We start from the raw sequence: 21075 nt of genomic DNA on the forward strand, positions 1-21075 counted from the left end.
TTCTGGTTGTTGTAGCGTTGTTGTAGCCGAGCCTGTGCTCGGCTACAGACAGCGCATCACCGCTTCGGCATGCGCACCACGCGGGTGCCACTGGCGCGGTCATGCCAGGTCAGGCGTTGGCGGTCGACCCAGGCCCACCAGAAACCCAGCCCGCCCAGCAGCAGTGACAGCGTGCCGACCGCGAAGCGCAGCCACAGCTGGCCGATCCGCAGCGGCGTGCCATCGCTCGATTGCAGTTTCAGCCGCCACGGACGCATGCCCAGCGTCTGTCCGCCACGGCGCCAGCTGGCCGTGGCGTACCACCCCGTGATTCCCCAGCACACCGCCCACAGCAGCCACTGCCAGGCACTGAAGGGTGCGATGTTCTCGCGCTGCGCGTGGCCGCTGAAGGTGTAGGCAAGGGTGAACAGCGTACCGGCCAGCATCCACAGCGCCAGCACCGGCAGTGCGTCGTAGACCATCGCCAGCACGCGCCAGGCCAACAAGGCACGTGGGCGGGGCATTTCGGTAGCGGCCGCAGGGGCCGTGTCGGTGGCAGGGCGGGACATGCGCCGAGCATACGCAAAGCTGGCCGTGCCCGCAGTGGCCCTCGTATCCTGCATGCATGGCCCTTGTTTCCACCCCCGCCGAACGCCGCCAGCTGGTCCAGCAACTGCCCGAGCTGCGCGCCGACGACAGCGCGCGCATCCAGCGTTTCCTTGATGCGATCTGGGCCGAGAACGGCCTGGCCCGCGCCACCCTGGACAGCTACCGGCGTGACCTGGAAGGGCTGGCGCGCTGGATGGATGGGCGCGACGGTGGCCTGGCCGGCATTGAGCGTCCCGGGCTGTTCGATTACCTGGCCTGGCGCACCCGGCATGGCTGGTCGCCGCGCAGCAATGCGCGCCTGCTGTCGGCGCTGCGCGCATTCTTCGCCGATGGCGTGCGCCGGGGTGAACGCAGCGAGGACCCCAGTGCGCTGCTCGACCCGCCGAAGCTGCCACGGCTGTTGCCCAAGGCGCTGGCCGAAAGCCAGATCGATGCGCTGCTGGCGGCACCGGACATCGACAGCCCGCTGGGCCTGCGCGATCGCGCCATGCTGGAACTGATGTATGCCGCTGGCCTGCGCGTGAGCGAGCTGGTGCTGCTGCCTGCGACCGCAGTCAACCTGCGCCAGGGCGTGTTGCGGGTCACCGGCAAGGGCAGCAAGGAACGGCTGGTGCCGCTGGGCGAGGAATCGCAGCATTGGCTGGAGCGTTACCTGCAGCAGTCGCGGCCTTTGCTGGTCGGGAAGGGCAAGGTGCACGCGCTGGCCGATGGGCAGACGCCGTTGTTCATCGAGCCGACGCTGCACGCGCTGACCCGGCAGGCGTTCTGGCACCTGGTCAAGCGCCACGCGCAGGTGGCCGGCATCGACCCGGCGCGGATCAGCCCGCATGGCCTGCGCCACAGTTTCGCCACCCATCTGCTCAACCGCGGTGCCGACCTGCGCGCGCTGCAGATGCTGCTCGGACACAGTTCGTTGTCGACCACCCAGATCTACACCCTGGTGGCGCGCGAGCATCTGCAGAAGCTGCACGCCCGCCACCATCCGCGCGGCTGAATCGCTGCCCGGGGCCGTGCCGGGCGTCGCGGCCCGGCTCCGGTGGCTGTGTCAGAATCCGGGATCTTCTTCTGTTGCGGATCGCTCCATGCTCCGATTTGCCATCGCCGCCGTGTTCGGTGCGCTCAGCCTGACCGCCTGCGCCCAGCCGGCTCCGCCGGCCGCCAAGGCGCCTGCTGCTGCGGCCAAGGCCAGCCCGGCCGCCAACGCGCCGGCCGACCAGGCGGTACGTGCCGCGTTGACCGCACTCAATCCGGGTTTCCAGGTGGATTACATCGGTGCCGCGCCGTTCCCCGGCTTCCGCGAGGTCGTCGTCTCCGGCCAGCTGCTGTACGTGTCCGATGATGGCCGCTACCTGTTCCAGTCGCAGCCGTACGACACCCGTGCCAAGGGCCCTGCAAACAGCGAAGGCCTGCTCGGCTATCGTCGCGGCCTGCTGGCCAAGGCCAACCACGGCGACCGCATCGTGTTCGCTGCGCCGAACGCGAAGTACACCATCAGCGTGTTCACCGACATCGAATGTGGTTACTGCCGCAAGCTGCACCAGGACATCGCCGAGCTCAACCGCAACGGCATCACCGTGGAGTACCTGGCGTTTCCGCGCATGGGCCTGGGCAGCAAGGACTACACCGACATGATTTCAGTCTGGTGTGCGGCCGATCGTCGGCAGGCGCTGACCAACGCCAAGCGCGGTGGCAGCGTGCCGGCCAGGAACTGCACCAACCCGGTGGCGATGCAGTACGCGCTGGGCCAGCAGCTGGGCGTCAACGGCACGCCGGCGATCTTCGCGCCCGATGGCACCCAGCTGGGCGGTTACCTGCCGCCGGCACAGCTGCGTGCGGCGCTGGACAAGCTGTCCGGGAAGCGCTGATCGCAGCCGACCTTTTCCTGTAGAGCCGGGGATGCGTGTCGCATCCCCGGCTTTTTCCTTATTTCAGGCCATCACTGACCGCCTTGGTCAGCGTGCCCTGCGCATCGTCACCGCTGAACTCCCAGACGAACGCACCGCCCAGGCCCTGGGTCTTCACGTAACCCATCTTGCGCGTGATGTTGGCCGGGGTGTCGAAGCTCCACAGCGTGCTGCCGTTGTAGATCCAGGTGGCACCGGCGGTGTTGTCGGTGTAGCCCGGCCACGCCAGGTTCTTCAACACCTTCCAGTCCTCGATGCCGGCTTCATACGTGCCCGGGGCGGCACCGCTGGCGGTCTGGTACAGGCCGTTGTTGGCATTGGCCACACCGGTCCAGCCACGCCCGTAATAGCCGATGCCCAGGTTGAGCTTGGCGGCGGGCACGCCACGGCTGATGAAGGCCTCGATGGCGTCATTGCTGTTGTACAGCTTCTGGTCGCCGGTGGACGGATCATTCGGCGAATCGAACAGCGCCGACTGGTGATTGGTCTTCGCATCCCACGCGCCGTGGAAGTCGTAGGTCATCACGTTGATGTAGTCCAGGTACGGGTGGTATGCGGCCGGATCGGTGACGCGGATCTTGTCGATGCCGGCACCCACCGCCACCGTCAGCAACAGGCCCGGACGCACCGCATCGAGCTGGCGGCGGAACTCGGCCATCAGCGCGGTGAAGTTGGCGTTGTCCTCCGGCTTGCCGCATTCGATGCCGCAGGCCACCGGGTATTCCCAGTCGATGTCGATGCCGTCGAACACGCCCAGTGCGGCACCGGCGCCACCGGCACCGTCGGTCACCGGCAGGTTGCCCTTGATGTAGGCGTCGATGCACGAGGCAACGAAGGCCTGGCGGTTTTCCGGGCGCGCCGCGCTGGAGAAACCACGCGACCAGGTCCAGCCGCCCAGCGAGATCAGCACCTTCATGCCCGGGTACTTGGCCTTGAGCTGCTTGAGCTGGTTCCAGTTGCCGCGCAGCGGCTGGTCCCAGGTATCGGCGCTGCCACTGACACTCTCGGCGGCACTGAAGGCCTTGGTGTAATCGGCGAAGGCATCGCCACCGGCACCGCTGTTCGGATCCGATGGCTGGGTGACGCCCACTTCGCAGCGGTTGTTGCGCACGTTGCCGAACGCGTAGTTGATGTGGGTCAGGCGCGCGGCCGAGCCGCTGCTGTCGATGTTCTTGACCCGGTAGTTGCGGCCGTAGATGCCCCACTGGGTGAAGTAGCCGATGACCCGCTTGCCGGTGGTGCCGCCGTCACCGGCAAGCGTGGTGGCGCTGATCTCGGTGCCCTGTGCCGACGCGTTGCCGGCGTTGTCGCGGGCGCGCACGCGGTAGCGGTAGGTGGTCGACGCGGTCAGCCCGCCATCCACATAGCTGGCGCTGGACGGCGAACCGACCAGGCTGCCGTTGCGGTACACGTCGTAGCCGGCCACGCCGCTGCCACCGGTGTTGTCGGTGGACGGGCTCCAGCTGAGCGCGATGCTGTTGGCGGTGCGGGTGCCCACCGCCAGCCCGCCCGGCACGCTCGGTGCGGTGGTATCGCCACCGGCGGCGTTGACGGTGATGGTGATGGTCGCGGTGCTGCTGGTCGCGTTGTTGTTGTCGGTCGCCACTGCGCGCAGGGTGTGGCTGCCGGCGCTGGCATTGGCCCAGCTGGCCGCATACGGCGCACTGGTGGCTACGCCCAGCGTGCTGCCATCGCGGAAGAACTCGACCTTGGCGACGCTGCCATCCGGATCACTGGCGTTGGCGGTCACGTTGACCGTGCTGCCGGCGCTGAAGGTCGCGCCGTTGGCTGGCGAGGTCAGGCTGACCACCGGCGGCTGGTTGCTGCCGCTGCCATCGCAGGCGCCAAGGTTGGTGTAGTAGGGCGCACCGGCCGGATGGTCCGGGGGCGCGTTCCAGATGTCCTGGTTCGCCCGATAGAGGACGCCTCCTTTCTGCAGGGTATCGCCGGCCCGGTAGATCTTGGCCTGGTCCCACTGGGCCACCCCGGCACAGCTGGCAGCCTGCGCCAGGCCGGGCAGGGCGGCGGTACCGGCGGCCAGGGCGAGCAGCCAGGCCAGTCGCCGGGGACGACAGCTTCGGGTCGAACGTTCGGCACTGCGCACAATCGGGTCGTACATGGGTAAGTCTCCGATCAAAGGGCGCGCGGGCCCCGATGGCGCCGCGCGTGACGCAGGTCCGGGCGTCGCCCGGGAAGGCGACGGAGGGGCCGGACGGAGGCACCTGGGAGGCCGGGGAGAGAGTCCGGCGCCAGGTGGGGACAACGTTGTCATCAATCGCGTGGTCAATCCGTGAGCAAGCGCATGGTTCCGGGATCCGGGCGGAGGGCGGCGCTGCGCGCGGTAGGCGGCCATCGGCGGAGCCCCCTCGTGGCTGGGGCTTTCCGCGAACAGCGGATTTCTGGGGGTTGGCCGGTCGGGTGGGCTGCGCAGGGGACGCCGTGAATACGTCCCTGTAGGCTCGGGCGCGCCATCCATGGCGCTTACGCCCCTGCGCAGCTCGCTCTTCAAATGACTGATTTGTGTTGTTCCCTGGTTGCCGGCCAGCGGCCGGCACTACCGCAGAGCATCCACGCATGGCGTGGATCTACCGCAGATCGCGGGAAACTGTCGGAGGCGGGGTGGGTCCGGTGGCGGGGGTGTCCGCGGCATGGATGCCGCGGCCAAGCCCCCAGGGACGGGTTTACGGCGTCCCCCGCCACCGGACCCACCCCGCCATCCCACGGGAACCCAGCTTTTGCTTTGGCCGTTGCCGTTGCCTTGGCTTCGGCGGGTGCCGGGCGCCGCCCGGCCAAAGCCCACCCCCCGCTTCCGGTACAATGTCGGGCCCGTTTCCCAACTACGGTTCCCCGGACATGATGGTCCTCGAGGGCGCGCCCGCCCTGTCGCCGTTCCGCCGCGAACGTCTTGAATCCCGCCTGCAGTCCATCGCTCCCTCCCTGCGCATCAGCGGTGCCTGGCACGTCTACTTCGTGCAGCCCGAAGGCAGCGCCGCCCCCGACCTGACCACCCTGTGCCGCATCCTCGAAGCCGCGCCGCAGGCCGAAGCCGTGGCCGACGGCGCGGTCAGCCGCATCGTGGTGCCGCGCCTGGGCACGCTGTCGCCGTGGTCGAGCAAGGCCACCGAACTGGTCCGCGGTGCCGGCCAGCCGGTCAGCCGGGTCGAGCGTGGCCTGCGCATCGACGTGCAGGGCTGGCCGACCGATGCCGCCGCCCAGCAGGCGCTGGTCAAGGCGCTGCACGACCCGATGACGCAGTCGGTGCTGGAGACCGTGCAACAGGGCCAGGCGCTGTTCTCGGCGCCGGCCCGGGGTGAACTGGAGCGCGTGCCGGTGGACCAGCTGGAGGCCGCCAACCAGCGCCTCGGCCTGGCCATGGCCCAGGACGAGATCGACTACCTGCGCGAACGCTTCACCGCGCTCGGCCGCGCGCCGTCCGATGTCGAACTGATGATGTTCGCGCAGGCCAATTCCGAGCACTGCCGCCACAAGATCTTCAACGCCAGCTGGACCATCGACGGCCAGGAACAGGACCGTTCGCTGTTCCGGATGATCAAGAACACCCACCAGCAGACCCCGCAGCACACACTCAGCGCCTACAGCGACAATGCCGCGGTGATCGAAGGCCATCCGGCCTCGCGCTACCGCCCCGATCCGGCCAGTGGCGAATACCGTCGCGAGCCGCAGGTGCCCAGCGCGTTCCAGATCAAGGTGGAGACGCATAACCATCCGACCGCGATCGCGCCGTTCCCGGGCGCATCGACCGGCAACGGCGGCGAGATCCGCGACGAAGGCGCGACCGGCCGCGGTGGCAAGCCGAAGGCGGGCCTGTCCGGGTTCTCGGTCTCGCACCTGCGCATTCCCGAGCTGCCGCAGCCGTGGGAAGCGCCGCGCGCGCTGAACCCGCGCATGGCACCGGCACTGGAAATCATGACCGACGGCCCGCTCGGCGGCGCTGCGTTCAACAACGAATTCGGCCGCCCGAACCTGCTCGGCTACTTCCGCAGCTTCGAGCTGCCGGAGGGCGCCGATCTGGTGCGCGCGTACGACAAGCCGATCATGCTGGCCGGTGGCCTCGGCGCCATCGACCGCGTGCAGGTCGACAAGATCCAGCTGCAGGCCGGTGATGCGGTGATCGTGCTGGGTGGACCGGCAATGCTGATCGGCCTGGGCGGCGGCGCCGCCAGTTCAGTGGCCTCCGGCGAGAGCGCCGAGGACCTGGACTTCGCCAGCGTGCAGCGCGACAACCCGGAAATGGAGCGTCGCTGCCAGGAGGTCATCGACCGCTGCGTGGCGATGGGGGCCAACAACCCGATCAAGTTCTTCCACGACGTCGGTGCCGGTGGCCTGTCCAATGCCATCCCCGAGCTGCTGCACGACTCCAAGGTTGGTGGTGTCATCGACCTGGGCAAGGTGCCCACCGACGATCCGTCGCTGTCGCCGATGCAGCTGTGGTGCAACGAATCGCAGGAGCGCTACGTACTGGGCGTGGCCCAGGAGCGCCTGGCCGAGTTCGCCGCGCTGTGCGCCCGCGAGCGCTGCCCGTTCGCTGCGGTTGGCGTGGCCACCGCCGAGGAACACCTGGTGGTGGCCTACGGTGCCGTGCCGGGCCACACCCCGGCCGATGCACCGATCGACCTGCCGATGGACGTGCTGTTCGGCAAGCCGCCGAAGATGCACCGCGACACCGCGCACCCGCCGGCCCCGCGCTGGCCGGCGCTGAAGACCGGCGGCCTGGACCTGCAGGAAGCCGGCCTGCGCGTGCTCGCGCACCCGACGGTGGCTTCGAAGAATTTCCTGGTCACCATTGGTGACCGCAGCGTCGGCGGCCTGACCGCGCGCGAACAGATGGTCGGCCCGTGGCAGCTGCCGGTGGCCGACGTGGCGATCACCCTGGCCGACTTCGACGGCGTGGCCGGCGAAGCGATGTCGATCGGCGAGCGCACCCCGCTGGCCCTGCTCGACGCCGCTGCGTCGGCACGCATGGCGGTGGGCGAAGCGCTGACCAACCTGTGTGCGGCCCCGGTCGATGCGCTGGATGAAATCAAGCTGTCGGCGAACTGGATGGCCGCGGCCGGCCACCCGGGCGAAGACGCGCTGCTGTACGACGCGGTGAGGGCGGTGGGCATGGAACTGTGCCCGCAGCTGGACATCAGCATCCCGGTGGGCAAGGACTCGCTGTCGATGCAGGCGCAGTGGCACGACCAGGGCGAAGCGCACAAGAGCGTGTCGCCGGTGTCGCTGGTGATCTCGGCGTTCGCGCCGGTGGCAGACGTGCGCCAGCAGCTGACCCCGCTGCTCGACCGCGACGTGGACAGCGAGCTGTGGCTGATCGGCCTGGGTGCCGGCAAGCAGCGCCTGGGCGGTTCGATCCTGGCCCAGGTGCATGCCGACCACGGCGACCTGCCGGCCTTTGCCGGGGCCGCGCCGGACCTCGACGATCCGCAGCGCCTGCGTGGCTTCTTCGAGCTGATCCGCGATGCGCGCCAGTCTGGCCTGCTGCTGGCCTACCATGACCGCAGCGATGGTGGTGCCTTCGCCGCGCTGTGCGAAATGGCGTTCACCTCGCGGCTGGGCCTGGACATCACCCTCGATGCCTGGGGCGATGATCCGTTCCGCAGCCTGTTCAACGAAGAACTGGGTGCGGTGGTGCAGATCGCGCGCGAGGACCGCGCTGCGTTCGCCGACCTGGTCGAACGCCACGCACTGACCGAATGCGCACAGCGCATCGCCAAGCCGACCACCGCGCCGGTGGTGCGCGTGTCGCTGGGTGGCGAGAACCTGGCCGAGTGGCGTTGGGACGCGCTGTTCGACGCATGGTGGTCGGTCACCCACGCGATGCAGAAGCGCCGCGACAACCCGGCCAACGCCGATGCCGAGCGCGAGGTTGCCCGTGCCTTCACTGCGCCGGGCCTGAAGCCCAAGCTCAGCTTCGACCTGAACGAAGACGTGGCTGCACCCTTCATCAGCACCGGCGCGCGTCCGCGCGTGGCCGTGCTGCGCGAGCAGGGCGTCAATGGCCAGATCGAAATGGCCAACGCCTTCGAACGTGCCGGCTTCCGCGCCTTCGACGTGCACATGAGCGACCTGATCGAAGGCCGCGTGGCGCTGCAGGACTTCACCGGCCTGGTCGCCTGCGGCGGCTTCAGCTACGGCGACGTGCTCGGTGCCGGCCGGGGCTGGGCCACCTCGATCCTGGAGCGCAGCGCACTGCGCGATGCCTTCGCCGCGTTCTTCGCGCGTGAAGACAGCTTCGCGCTGGGCGTGTGCAACGGCTGCCAGATGATGAGCCAGCTGAAGAACATCATCCCGGGTGCAGAGCACTGGCCGCAGTTCCGCCGCAATGCCAGCGAGCAGTTCGAAGCCCGCACCGCGCTTCTGGAAGTGGTGGAGTCGCCGTCGGTCCTGCTGCGTGGCATGGCCGGCTCGCGCCTGCAGGTGGCGGTGGCACATGGCGAAGGCCAGGCCGTGTTCGACAATGCCGTCGACCAGGCTGCCGCACGTGTCTCGCTGCGCTACATCGATGGCCACGGCAACGTTGCCAGCCAGTACCCGCTGAACCCGAACGGTTCGCCGGACGGCATCACCGGCCTGACCAGCACCGATGGTCGCGTCACCATCATGATGCCGCACCCGGAGCGCACCCCGCGTGCGCTCAACCTGAGCTGGGCACCGGCGGAATGGCAGGGTGATTCGCCGTGGATGCGGATGTTCCGCAATGCCCGGGTGTGGTGCGGCTGATCGCATCGTTCCGCGCAGGCCGCAATGCCACCGCGTATGGAGAAACCCGCTGCTTTGTCGGCGGGTTTTTCTTTGCGCGCGTGAAATTCCTGATCTGCCCGCTAGTTACATCCGTTTTCATGCGCCAACAGTTCGTCACGCATACCTAACAAAATGCTTTTATAAACACGTGAAATGGTGAACTGCTTCACGGCAATAGGATTTGTCGTGTCAAAGTCTTGACGATCTGCAAAGTTGCCGTTAACACTTGAACCCCGTTTCAGAACCATTCATTCCGCAGTAACCGCTTGGCGCACGCGCTCGGTTTTCTGTCGCTGCGCGCCGTTCGGCAATACCCGCAGTAAATCACGCGAATAAACGCCCCCAGGGGACGTTGGACCAGAAGGTCCGGCGGTGGCGTTGCTTTGCCCAAAACCAGTCCAATCAGGAGCCGTACCGATGAATCGGATTTATCGCAAGGTCTGGAACAAAGCATTGGGTCAGTTGGTGGTGGCCTCGGAACTGGCTTCCTCCGACAGCGGCAGCGGCGGGGTGGTCGACCAGCGCCGCAATGCGACTCAGGCCACGCCCGCCCTGCTGGCGGTGGCACTGGGCCTGGTAGTGGGATTGGGCATGAGCGGTTCGGCCGCCGCACAGTCGGTGCAGATCGGCGGCAGCGCCACCTGCGTCGCATTCAGCGGCAAGCTGCTGGAAAAGTGCCTGATCGAAGGCTCGGCCAGTGCCAAGGGCAGCAACGCGGTGGCGATCGGCGGCAACAGCAGCGCAAGCGCGGCCAACAGCGTGGCGCTGGGCGCCGGCTCCAAGGCTACGCGCGCCAACACGGTGTCCGTCGGCGATACCGGCAAGGAGCGGCAGATCACCAACGTGGCCGCCGGTACCCAGGGCACCGATGCGGTGAACAAGGCGCAGCTGGATGCGCAGGCGCGCGCCACGCAGGCCGCACTGGCGGACGTGGCCGCAGATGGAAACCGCTATTTCAAGGCCGACGGCGCCGGCGATGACAGCGACGCAGCGAAGATCGAGGGGCAGGGCGCAGTTGCGGCCGGCGCCGGTGCACAGTCGCTGGCCAACGCCACCACCGCCATCGGCACCCAGGCCATTGCCGCTGGCCTGGGCGCAAGCGCGTTCGGCCAGGGCGCATTTGCGATCGGCGATGCCAGCGTGGTGGTCGGGCAGAGCGCTGCGGCATTCGGTCTTGGCGACACCGCAGTCGGCGCAAGCGCTACCGCAGCCAGCGAAAACGGTGCGGCCACCGCACTCGGCGCCCTGTCCGAAGCCACCGCCGATGGCGCCACTGCCGTGGGTGGTGGTGCCGTGGCGATGGGCCCGGGCAGCACCGCACTGGGCCGCGGCGCCACTGCCGCCAACGAAGCGTCGATCGCGGTGGGTGCGTTCAGCACCGCCGTCGGTGAATTCAGCACCGCGCTGGGCTCCAATTCGGCGGCGGTCGCCACCGGCAGCGTGGCGCTGGGCGCCGGCTCGCTGGCCGACCGCGTCGATACCGTCTCTGTCGGCGCGGCCGAATATGGCCTGACGCGGCAGATCACCAGCGTCGCTGCGGGTACCGAAGAGACCGACGCGGTCAACGTCGGCCAGTTGAAGGACGTTGCCGCCGTGGCCGATGCCACCGCCAAGCGTTTCCAGGCCAACGGCAGCAGCGACAGTGATGCCGGCGCGCTGGCCGAGGGCGACGAGGCGCTTGCGGCCGGTGAGGCCGCCAATGCGATCGGCAAGGGCGCGACGGCCGTGGGTGCCGGTGCTGCGGCCGTCGCGCAGAACGCCACCGCCGTTGGCAACAACGCACTGGCCTCGGGCCAGAACAGTGCAGCGTTCGGTAACAACGCGCAGGCCAATGGCCCGGGCAGCGTTGCCGTGGGTGGCGCTGCGGTGGATGCCGATGGCAACCCGCTGATCACCAGTGGTGGCGTGCCGGTGGAAACCGGCGCCACCAGTGCAGGTGTCGGTGGCACTGCGGTCGGCGCCAGTGCCGAAGCCAGTGGATTTGCAGCGTCGTCGTACGGTGTCGGCGCCTATGCAGCCGGTGCGCAGGCGTCGGCGTTCGGTGCCGTCGCCAATGCCATCGGTGATTACTCCACCGCGCTGGGTACGCAGAGCAACGCGACCGGCACCAGCAGCGTGGCCATCGGTGGCCCGGCCGACCTGATTCCGGGCTTGGGCTTCTTCGTACAGACCCAGGCCAGCGGCGAAGCGGCGACGGCCGTCGGTGCCGGCGCCATCGCCAGTGGTGACCGCGCCGTGGCCAACGGCAGCCTGAGCGAAGCCTCCGGCGCCGAAGCAACCGCAGTCGGCTACTTTGCCTATGCGCCTGGCGAGAACGCCAGTGCACTGGGCGCACAGACCTGGGCCAGCGGCGCGCAGAGCACCGCCGTGGGCTACTACGCCACCGCACGCGGGGCCAACAGCGTTGCGCTCGGTGCCAACTCCGAAGCGGTGCGTGCCAACAGCGTGGCGGTCGGCAGTGCCGGCAACGAGCGGCAGATCACCAGCGTCGCCGCCGGCAATGAAGCCACCGACGCGGTGAACAAGGCGCAGCTCGACGCCGTGGCCAGCACCGCCGATACCACTGCGCGCTTCTTCCAGGCCCAGCCGGAAGCAGGCAGCGATGCCGGTGCAATGGCCGAGGGCGAAGGTGCGGTTGCGGCAGGTTCGTCGAGCAATGCGATCGGCGCCGGTGCGGTTGCGCATGGCGCAGCGGCCTCGGCCATCGGTGACGACGCCGTGGCGGTGGGTCGCAACAGCAACGCCACCGGCAATGGCGGTGTTGCCATCGGTGGCCTCGGCCAGGCCTACGATGAGTACAACCAGCCGATCATCGATGCCGACGGCACGGCGCAGCAGGTCGGCACCACTGCGGTTGCGGACGCAACGGCGGTTGGCAGCGGTGCGCAGGCGACCGGTGCCGCCAGCAGTGCGTTCGGCAACGCCGCCAAGGCCAGCGGCGACAACAGCTTCGCGGCCGGCGGCAAGTCGCGTGCGACTGGCAGCTACGCGGTCGCGGTCGGCGACAGCGCCTTCGCCAGCAGTGATGACAGCACCGCCGTTGGCGGCTACAGCTGGGCCACCGCCAGTGGCGCCAGCGCCTTCGGTTCCGGCGCATGGGCGACGGCCACCAACGCGTCGGCGTTCGGCAATGCGGCGTGGGCCAGCGGCAGCGGCGCGACCTCCATCGGTTACAACAGCTGGGCCAACGGCGCCAGCTCCACCGCCGTCGGTCGCGGTGCCTTCGGTTATGGCGACAACAGCGTGGCGCTGGGCTTCCAGGCGCTGGGCAACAGCCTCAACAGCATCGCCATCGGCACCAACACGGTGGCCGGTGGCGAAAGCGCGATCGCACTCGGTGCCGGCAGCAACGCCAGCGCCAGCAATGCCGTTGCACTGGGCGCCGGCTCGGTCGCCAACCGCGCCCGCAGCGTTTCGGTCGGCAGCGACGGCAACGAGCGTCAGGTCACCAACGTCGCTGCCGGTACCCAGGCGACCGATGCGGTGAACAAGGCGCAGCTGGATGCCGTGGCAGGTGCAGCAGCCACTACCAGCCGCTTCTTCCAGGCCAGCGGCAACGGCGACGATGTGGCCGGTGCGCTGGTGGAAGGCGACAACGCATTGGCCGCAGGCGATGCGGCCAACGCCATCGGTAATGGCGCCACCGCACTGGGCAGCGGCGCCAACGCGCTGGCCAACAATGCCCAGGCGCTGGGCTTCAATGCATTGGCCACTGCGGCCAACGCCAGTGCCGTCGGTGCCAATGCGCAGGCCACGGGCGAGTACGCCACCGCGCACGGTGCGGAAAGCGAGGCCAGCGGCGAGCAGAGCGCGGCGTTCGGCGCGGCCAGCATCGCCAGCGGCGCAGGCAGCACCGCTACCGGCGTGCTGTCCGAAGCCTCCGGCGAGGAGGCCGTGGCGGTGGGCTACTTCAGCAACGCCAGTGGCAGCGGCTCCACCGCGGTCGGCAGCGAGAGCGTCGCCAGTGGCACCGCGTCGGCAGCGTTCGGCATCGGTGCCGAAGCAACCGGCGGCTACAGCACCGCCATCGGTGGCTATGCCCAGGCGTCGGCCTTCAACGCCACCGCCTTCGGCAACTTCGCCAATGCCTCCGGATCCAACAGCGTGGCGCTGGGCGGCGACGCGGAAGCGTCCGGTGCCTACAGTACGGCCACCGGCCAGGGCAGCCTGGCTACCGGCACCAACAGCGTCGCCGTCGGCGGATCACTGTTCGGCGTGCTGGCCACCGAAGCATCGGGCAACTACTCCACCGCCGTCGGTGGCGGCGCCTGGTCCGGCGGCATCAACAGCACCGCGCTGGGCAATGCGGCCGAATCACGCGCTGCCAACAGCGTGGCGTTGGGCGCCGATTCGATCGCCGACCGTGACAACACGGTGTCGGTCGGTGGTGGTGGCAATACCCGCCAGATCACCAACGTGGCCGATGGCACGCAGGGCAATGATGCGGTCAACAAGAACCAGCTCGATGCCGTAGCCGCGGCAGCGGAAAAGACCAGCAAGCAGTTCCAGGCCAGCGGCAGCGCCGATGGCGAAACGGGGGCGCTGGTCGAGGGCGACAACGCGCTGGCGGCCGGTGATGCGGCCAACGCCATCGGCAACGGTGCCACCGCGCTTGGCAGCGGTGCCAATGCGCTGGCCGCCAATGCCACGGCCGTGGGCATTGATGCACTGGCCACCGGCAACAACGCGGCGGCGCTGGGCAGCACCGCACAGGCCAGCGGTGAAGACAGCCTTGCGCTCGGCACTGGCGCCAGCGCAAGCGAGCTCGGCGCCAGCGCAGTCGGTGCGCGTGCACAGGCGAGCGGTGCCTACAGCACTGCAAACGGCACCGAGTCCAACGCCAGCGGCACGCAGGCACTGGCCAGCGGCTTCCGCAGCACGGCCTCCGCCGATGGCACCACCGCCGTCGGCGGCTATGCCGAAGCCACCGGCCGCCTCGGCACTGCGCTGGGCTACGGTTCTGCGGCCAGTGGCGCCAACACCACGGCGGTCGGCTTCGGTGCCGCCGCCGCCGGTACCGGCGCAGTGGCTGTCGGCCAGTCCAGCGAAGCCAGTGGCGAAGAAAGCGTGGCGATCGGTGGCAGCACCTTCTTCGGCCTGATCCCGTCGCGTGCCAGTGGCACAGGGGCGGCCGCATTCGGCGCGGGTGCGTGGGCCACCGAAGACTACGCCACGGCCATCGGCTGGAATTCGTGGGCGGATGCGGCGGATGCCACCGCGCTGGGTGCCAGCGCCACCGCCAGTGGGGTGAACAGCGTGGCGCTCGGTGCCGGTTCCAAGGCTGAGCGCGACAATTCCGTGGCCGTGGGCACGACAGGCGGTGAGCGCCAGGTGACTCACGTGGCGGCGGGCACCGAGGCCACCGATGCAGTGAACAAGGGCCAGCTGGATGCGGTCGCCAGCGTTGCCGACAAGACCAGCCGCCAGTTCCAGGCGAGCGGCAATGCCGATGGCGAGGCAGGCGCACTGGTGGACGGCGACAACGCACTGGCCGCCGGCAACGCGGCCAATGCCCTCGGCAACGGCGCCACCGCACTGGGCAGCGGTGCCACGGTGGTGGCGGCCAACGCCACTGCAGTAGGCGTCGACGCATTGGCTACAGCCGAGCAGGGCGTGGCCATCGGCAGCGGTGCCAGCAGCACCGCAAGCGGGGCAGTCGCACTGGGCGCACAGAGCAGCAGCGGGGGCGCCGCCAGCATTGCGATCGGCGCGCAGTCGCAGTCGCAGGGCATCGGGGCGACCGCCGTCGGTAGCCTCGCCGAGGCCGCCGGTCTGGCTGCCACTGCAGTGGGCTATGGCGCGATCGCCGATGGCCGCGAAACCACGGCGGTCGGCAACTTCGCCCAAGCCAGTGGCTGGCGCGCCACGGCGTTCGGTGCAGGTGCCAGCGCCGGCTTCTTCGGCACCGCCGTGGGCAGTGCCGCGCAGGCCGCCGATGTCTCTACGGCGGTGGGCCAGGGCACCATCGCGCAGATCGCCGGCGCCGGCTTCGGTGTGCAGGCCAGGGCCGGCGAGTACGGCACCGCACTCGGCAACAACGCCGCCACCGGATTGAACGGCGTGGCGGTCGGCTTCAACGCACTGGCGGGACAGGATGCAGGCAGCGTCAGCGGTGGCCAGTACACCACCGCCATCGGCAGTGAGGCATGGGCGACCGAGGACGGCGCCACCGTGGTCGGTTACAACAGCTATGCCCAGGCCACCAACGCGACGGTGCTCGGCAGCAACACCTGGACCACCAAGGACGCCGGCAACAGCGCCGCGCTGGGGGCGGGCTCGCTGGCCGACCGCGCCAACACGGTTTCGGTCGGCGCCGCACAGGATTGGGTCGATGCCGCCGGAGTCACCCACAGCGCGATCAACCGCCAGCTCACCAATGTCGCGGCCGGTACGCAGGCCACCGACGCGGTGAACAAGGGCCAGCTCGATGCAGTGGCCGCTACCGCCGATGCGGTCGGCCAACGCTTCAAGGCCAATGGTTCGGGTACCGCCAGTGCCACCGGCACCGACGCCGTGGCCATCGGCGGCAATGCCAACGCCAGTGGCAGCCGCAGCAATGCGCTGGGCAGTGGTGCCACGGCCCTCGGCAATGCAGCGTTGGCACTGGGCGCCAACAGCGGCGCCAGCGGCAACAACTCGGTGGCACTGGGTGCCGGTTCGCGCGCGCTTGAGGCCAATGTGGTCTCGGTCGGCGGCGGCAACGGCACGGCCGGCCCGGCCACGCGGCGCATCGTCAACGTGGCCGACGGCCGCATCGCCGCTGGCAGTACCGATGCCATCACCGGTTCCCAGCTCAACGTCACCAACCAGCGGGTGGGCGCGGTGGAAACCCGCGTGGGTGATTTCGATTCGCGCATCGCCACGGTCGAGACCACCGCGGCCAGTGCGGTTGGCTATGACGATGCCAGCCGTGACCGGCTGACCCTGTCCGGTTTCCAGGGCACCACCATCGACAACGTCGGTGCCGGCAGCATCGCCGCAGGCAGCCGCCAGGCGATCAATGGCGGGCAGCTGTTCCAGTCGCTCAGTGATGCCGCCAGCTTCCTCGGCGGTGGCGCCAGCGTCGGCATGCAGGGTGTGTTCGTGGCGCCCAACTATGTGATCCAGGGCGCCACCTACAGCAACGTCGGCGATGCGCTCGGTGCGCTGGACCGCAAGGTCAGCGAGATTGACCGTCGTACCGCGGGTGGCACGCGCGCAGGTGCTTCCAGCCTGCGCGCAATGAGTGCGTCGCTGGATGAAAGCCCGCTGGCCAGCGTGGCCGACGCACCGGCAACGGCCGATGCCGCACCGGCCGGTACCGCGCGCGTGCAGGGCACGCCGACGGTCGCTGCGGCGGGGGCCGGCATTCCGGTCGGTACCCCGGCGACAGGGGCCAATGCCGTTGCGATGGGCGAGGGCGCCGTCGCCAGCGGTGCTTCGTCCACGGCCATCGGCCAGGGCGCCAGCGCCACTGCGGCAAACGCCGTGGCACTGGGCCAGGGTTCGGTCGCCGATCGTGCCAACACGGTCTCGGTGGGCAGCGAAGGCAACGAACGTCAGGTCACCAACGTCGCCGCTGGCACCACCGCTACCGACGCCGTCAACAAGGGCCAGCTTGATCGTGGCATGGCCACGGCCAACAGCTACACCGACAGCCGCGTGCAGGCCGTTGCCGACAGCTTCGATGTGTTCAAGGGCGAGATCGATGGACGCCTGCGCCACATGGACCGCCGCATCGACCGCCAGGGCGCGATGAGTGCCGCGATGCTCAACATGGCCACCAGTGCCGCCGGCATCCGCACCCAGAACCGTGTGGGTGTCGGCATCGGTTTCCAGGGCGGCGAATCGGCGCTGTCGCTGGGTTACCAGCGTGCGATCAGCGATCGCGCCACGGTCACCTTCGGCGGCGCCTTCAGCAGTGACGACAGTTCGGTCGGCGTCGGTGCCGGCTTCGGCTGGTAAGCCACTCCATTGCGCCGGCGGCCACCCACGCCGGCGCCGTACCTGCAATCAGGGCCTGGGGGGAGGTCACGGCAATCCCGGCTGGGCCGGCCGGGAGTCGTCAAGGAATGATGGCCGCAGTGTTGGTTCGATCCATGACCCAGAAGAGGAATTCGACGTGATCAAGAAGCAGAACCTTCGCATCAATGTGCTTGCCGCCGCCGTGCTGTCGATGACGGCCGTCGGTGCCGTCCACGCCGCCGGCCTGCCGACCCGTGAACCGGTGCGCCAGACCAGCACCGCCCAACCGGGGGCCGAGCGCATCATCGTCAAGTACCGCGCCGGTACCGCTGCGGCCAGTGATCGCTCGGCCAAGCTGTCCACTGTGCAATCGGCGTTGACCCGCGCCAACCTGTCGGGGGGCACGGCACGTGCCAGCACGCTCGGGCCGCAGGTCGTGCGCAAGCTCGGCATCGGCGCCGATGTGATCCGCCTGCAGGGCCGCCTGGCCCCGGCTGAACTGCAGCGCGTACTGAAGGAGCTGAAGGCCGATCCTGCCGTGCAGTACGCCGAGGCCGACGTGAAGCTGCGCCGCAGTGAACTGCGCGCGGGCGACGTGCAGCCGGCGCTGGCGCCGAACGACCCGTACTACCAGCAGTATCAGTGGCACCTGCACAACGCTACCGGCGGCATCAACGCACCTGCAGCCTGGGATGTGTCGCAGGGCGAGGGCGTAGTGGTGGCGGTGCTCGACACCGGCATCCTGCCCCAGCATCCGGACCTGGTCGGCAACCTGCTGGAAGGCTACGACTTCATCAGCGATGCCGAGACCTCGCGCCGTGCCACCGACGACCGCGTGCCGGGCGCGCAGGATTATGGCGACTGGGTCGAGAACGACAACGAGTGCTACAACGGCTCGCTGGCCGAAGACAGTTCGTGGCACGGTACCCATGTGGCCGGCACCGTTGCCGAGCAGACCAACAATGGTGTTGGCATGGCCGGCGTGGCGCACAAGGCCAAGGTGTTGCCGGTCCGCGTGCTCGGCAAGTGCGGTGGCTACCTGTCCGATATCGCCGATGCCATCACCTGGGCCTCCGGCGGTACGGTGACGGGCGTCCCCGCCAACGCCAATCCGGCCGAGATCATCAACATGAGCCTGGGCGGCAGCGGCAGCTGCGATGGTACCTACCAGGACGCGATCAACGGCGCGATCTCGCGTGGCACCACGGTGGTCGTGGCGGCGGGCAACGAAACCGACAACGCCTCCAAGTACCGCCCGGCGAGCTGCGAGGGCGTGGTGACCGTGGGTGCCACCCGTATCACCGGCGGCATCACCTACTACTCCAACTACGGCACCCGCGTTGACCTGTCCGGACCAGGCGGTGGTGGCAGTGTCGATGGCAACCCGGGAGGCTATGTGTGGCAGTCCGGGTCCGATGCGGCCACCACCCCGGAGTCAGGCAGCTACAGCTACATGGGCATGGGCGGTACCTCGATGGCTTCGCCGCACGTGGCAGCCGTCGCCGCACTGGTGCAGAGCGCGCTGATCGCCAAGGGCAAGGATCCGCTGGCCCCGGCGGCGATGCGCACCCTGCTGAAGGAAACCGCACGTCCGTTCCCGGTCGCCATTCCGGCGGCCACCCCGATCGGTACCGGTATTCTCGACGCCAAGGCCGCGCTGGCCAAGGCACTGGAAGAACCGTGCACCGAGAACTGTGGGCCGGTGGCGACGCCGCTGACCAACAAGGCTGCGGTCGGTGGCCTCAGCGGCGCTGCCGCCAGCAGCCGCCTGTACAGCTTCGAAGCTGTCGCCGGCAAGCAGCTCAGCGTGATCACCTACGGTGGCACCGGCAACGTGTCGGTCTACATCGCCCAGGGACGCGAGCCGAGCGCCAGCGACAACGATGCCAAGTCGACCCGTCCTGGCACGTCCGAAACGGTGCGGGTGACCAAGCCGGTAGCAGGCACGTACTACATCAAGGTGGTGGGCGAAGCCGCCTACAACGGTGTGAGCATTCTCGCCACGCAGTAAGCACCTCGTGTCGTAGTTGAATGGCCGAAGCCCGTCATCCTGTGTGACGGGCTTCGTCTTTTTACGAAAGGTGGCCGCAGGGCGGCGGAAATCACGGCTTAACTGCTAAAGTCGGGCCGATTGACAGGAGAGTCACGTGAACGCGCTTGCTGCAACCGTTACCGACGACGCCGAAGGCCGCATCCTGGATGCGCTGCTGGCGCGCGGCCGGCTCAAGGAAGGAGACCTGGCACGCGCGCGGCCGCTGCATGCCGAGGCCGGTGGCAGCCTGCTGGGCCTGCTGGTGCGCCTGGGCCTGGTGTCTGAACGCGACCAGGCACAGGCCAGTGCCGAGGTGCTGGGCCTGCCGCTGCTGGAAGGCAAGCAGGTGCCGGAGGCCCCGCCGCAGGGGCTGGCCGAGGGATTGCCGCTGTCGCTGCGCTTCCTGAAGCAGTTCCACGTGTGCCCGCTGGAATTGGATGAACACGGGGTGCGGCTGTGGCTGGCCGATGCCCATGACGCCTATCCACAGCAGGCCGTGCAGCTGGCGCTGGGGGTTCCGGTGACACCCGTGCTGGGCATGCGCGCTGAAATCGATGATCTGGTCGAACGCTGGTTCGGGCAGGGCCGCAGCGCGATGGGAGCGATCGTGGAAACCGCGGACGGCGAGGGCGGTGCCGTCGACGATATCGAGCACCTGCGCGACCTGGCTTCGGAAGCGCCGGTGATCCGTCTGGTCAACCTGGTGATCCAGCGCGCGGTGGAGCTGCGCGCGTCGGATATCCATGTCGAACCGTTCGAGAGCAGGCTGAAGGTTCGTTACCGCGTCGACGGCGTGCTGGTGGAGGGCGAAAGCCCGCCGGCCAACCTCACTGCCGCAGTGATCAGCCGCATCAAGATCATGGCCCGGCTCAACATCGCCGAGCGCCGCTTGCCGCAGGACGGCCGCATCATGCTGCGCGTGCAGGGCAAGGAGCTGGACCTGCGCGTAAGCACCGTGCCTACCGCGCATGGCGAAAGCGTGGTGATGCGTCTGCTCGACCGCGAAACGGTGGTGTTCGATTTCCACCGGCTCGGCTTCACCGACGCCTTCCTGCCGCAGTTCCGCAAGGTGCTGGAACAACCGCACGGCATCCTGCTGGTAACCGGCCCGACCGGCTCGGGCAAGACCACCACGCTGTACACCGCGCTGAGCCAGCTCAACACCGCTGACGTCAAGATCATCACGGTGGAGGACCCGGTCGAATACCAGATCGAGGGCATCAACCAGATCCAGGCCAAGCCGCAGATCGGCCTGGACTTCGCCAATGCGCTGCGCAGCATCGTCCGCCAGGATCCGGACATCATCATGATCGGTGAAATGCGCGACCTGGAAACCGCGCGCATCGCCATCCAGTCGGCGCTGACCGGCCACCTGGTGCTGTCCACCCTGCACACCAACAATGCTGCCGGTGGCATCACCCGACTGCTCGACATGGGCGTGGAAGACTACCTGCTCACCTCCACCATCAACGGCATCCTGGCCCAGCGCCTGGTGCGCCGGCTGGAGCCGACCCACGCCGAGCGCTATGCCGCTTCGCCGGAGGAGATCGAGCGGTTCGAGCTGCGCCGCCTGCAGCCGGAAGGGCCGATCCACCTGTACCGCCCGAAGGCATCGGCGCTGGCGCCGACCGGCTACCTGGGGCGTACCACCATCATGGAATTCCTGGTGATGAATGATGCGCTGCGGCGTGCGGTGATGCGTCGCGATGGCATGGGCGAGATCGAGCGCATCGCCCGCGAAGCCGGCATGCGCACCATGTACGAAGATGGCCTGTCCAAGGCGTTGAGCGGGCAGACCACCATCGAGGAAGTGCTGCGCGTGACCGAGGAAAGCTGATGCGCGCAGGA

At 68.7% G+C, this 21075-nt stretch carries 8 protein-coding genes; 6 read left to right on the forward strand and 2 right to left on the reverse strand.

What is annotated here, in order from left to right:
- Positions 1–56: 56 nt before the first annotated feature.
- Positions 57–548 carry an RDD family protein gene (locus B9Y82_RS01150; protein ID WP_100471231.1) on the reverse strand — a complete coding sequence of 164 codons (492 nt, stop codon included), beginning with the start codon at positions 546–548 and terminating at the stop codon, positions 57–59.
- Positions 549–604: 56 nt separating this feature from the next.
- Between B9Y82_RS01150 and xerD the strand changes: the two genes are divergently transcribed.
- Together xerD and B9Y82_RS01160 are read left to right on the forward strand one after the other, a co-directional pair.
- Positions 605–1582 (forward strand): site-specific tyrosine recombinase XerD, encoded by a 978-nt coding sequence (xerD, locus tag B9Y82_RS01155; protein WP_100471232.1) that lies wholly within the window; start codon positions 605–607, stop codon positions 1580–1582.
- A gap of 88 nt (positions 1583–1670) precedes the next feature.
- Entirely contained in the window at positions 1671–2453 is a 783-nt protein-coding gene (locus B9Y82_RS01160; protein ID WP_100471233.1) for a thioredoxin fold domain-containing protein, read from the forward strand.
- Between the two features lie 58 nt (positions 2454–2511).
- Here B9Y82_RS01160 and B9Y82_RS01165 read toward each other — a convergent pair whose 3' ends face one another.
- Positions 2512–4611 (reverse strand): glycosyl hydrolase family 18 protein, encoded by a 2100-nt coding sequence (locus B9Y82_RS01165; RefSeq protein ID WP_100471234.1) that lies wholly within the window; start codon positions 4609–4611, stop codon positions 2512–2514.
- Positions 4612–5345: 734 nt separating this feature from the next.
- Here B9Y82_RS01165 and purL point away from each other — a divergent pair.
- The 4 genes from purL (at position 5346) to gspE (ending at position 21064) form a co-directional block, all read left to right on the forward strand.
- A complete protein-coding gene (purL, locus tag B9Y82_RS01170) occupies positions 5346–9230 on the forward strand; it encodes a phosphoribosylformylglycinamidine synthase (protein ID WP_100471235.1) in 3885 nt (1294 codons plus the stop codon).
- Positions 9231–9668: 438 nt separating this feature from the next.
- The gene (locus B9Y82_RS01175; RefSeq protein WP_100471236.1) at positions 9669–17195 is read left to right on the forward strand and encodes an ESPR-type extended signal peptide-containing protein; all 7527 of its coding nucleotides are present in this window, start codon (positions 9669–9671) and stop codon (positions 17193–17195) included.
- Between the two features lie 157 nt (positions 17196–17352).
- The gene (locus B9Y82_RS01180) at positions 17353–19206 is read left to right on the forward strand and encodes a S8 family peptidase (protein WP_100471237.1); all 1854 of its coding nucleotides are present in this window, start codon (positions 17353–17355) and stop codon (positions 19204–19206) included.
- Between the two features lie 136 nt (positions 19207–19342).
- A complete protein-coding gene (gene gspE / locus B9Y82_RS01185) occupies positions 19343–21064 on the forward strand; it encodes a type II secretion system ATPase GspE (protein ID WP_100471238.1) in 1722 nt (573 codons plus the stop codon).
- The last annotated feature ends 11 nt before the right edge of the window (positions 21065–21075 follow it).

It is taken from the genome of Stenotrophomonas maltophilia (assembly GCF_002799155.1).
In the GTDB taxonomy this organism is placed as follows: Bacteria; Pseudomonadota; Gammaproteobacteria; order Xanthomonadales; family Xanthomonadaceae; genus Stenotrophomonas; species Stenotrophomonas maltophilia_R.

Excerpts from the sequence above, each read along its gene's own strand:
- xerD (WP_100471232.1), top strand. The coding sequence starts at position 605 with ATGGCCCTTGTTTCCACCCCCGCCGAACGCCGCCAGCTGGTCCAGCAA.
- B9Y82_RS01175 (WP_100471236.1), top strand. The coding sequence starts at position 9,669 with ATGAATCGGATTTATCGCAAGGTCTGGAACAAAGCATTGGGTCAGTTG.
- B9Y82_RS01165 (WP_100471234.1), bottom strand. The coding sequence starts at position 4,611 with ATGTACGACCCGATTGTGCGCAGTGCCGAACGTTCGACCCGAAGCTGT.
- B9Y82_RS01150 (WP_100471231.1), bottom strand. The coding sequence starts at position 548 with ATGTCCCGCCCTGCCACCGACACGGCCCCTGCGGCCGCTACCGAAATG.
- purL (WP_100471235.1), top strand. The coding sequence starts at position 5,346 with ATGATGGTCCTCGAGGGCGCGCCCGCCCTGTCGCCGTTCCGCCGCGAA.
- B9Y82_RS01160 (WP_100471233.1), top strand. The coding sequence starts at position 1,671 with ATGCTCCGATTTGCCATCGCCGCCGTGTTCGGTGCGCTCAGCCTGACC.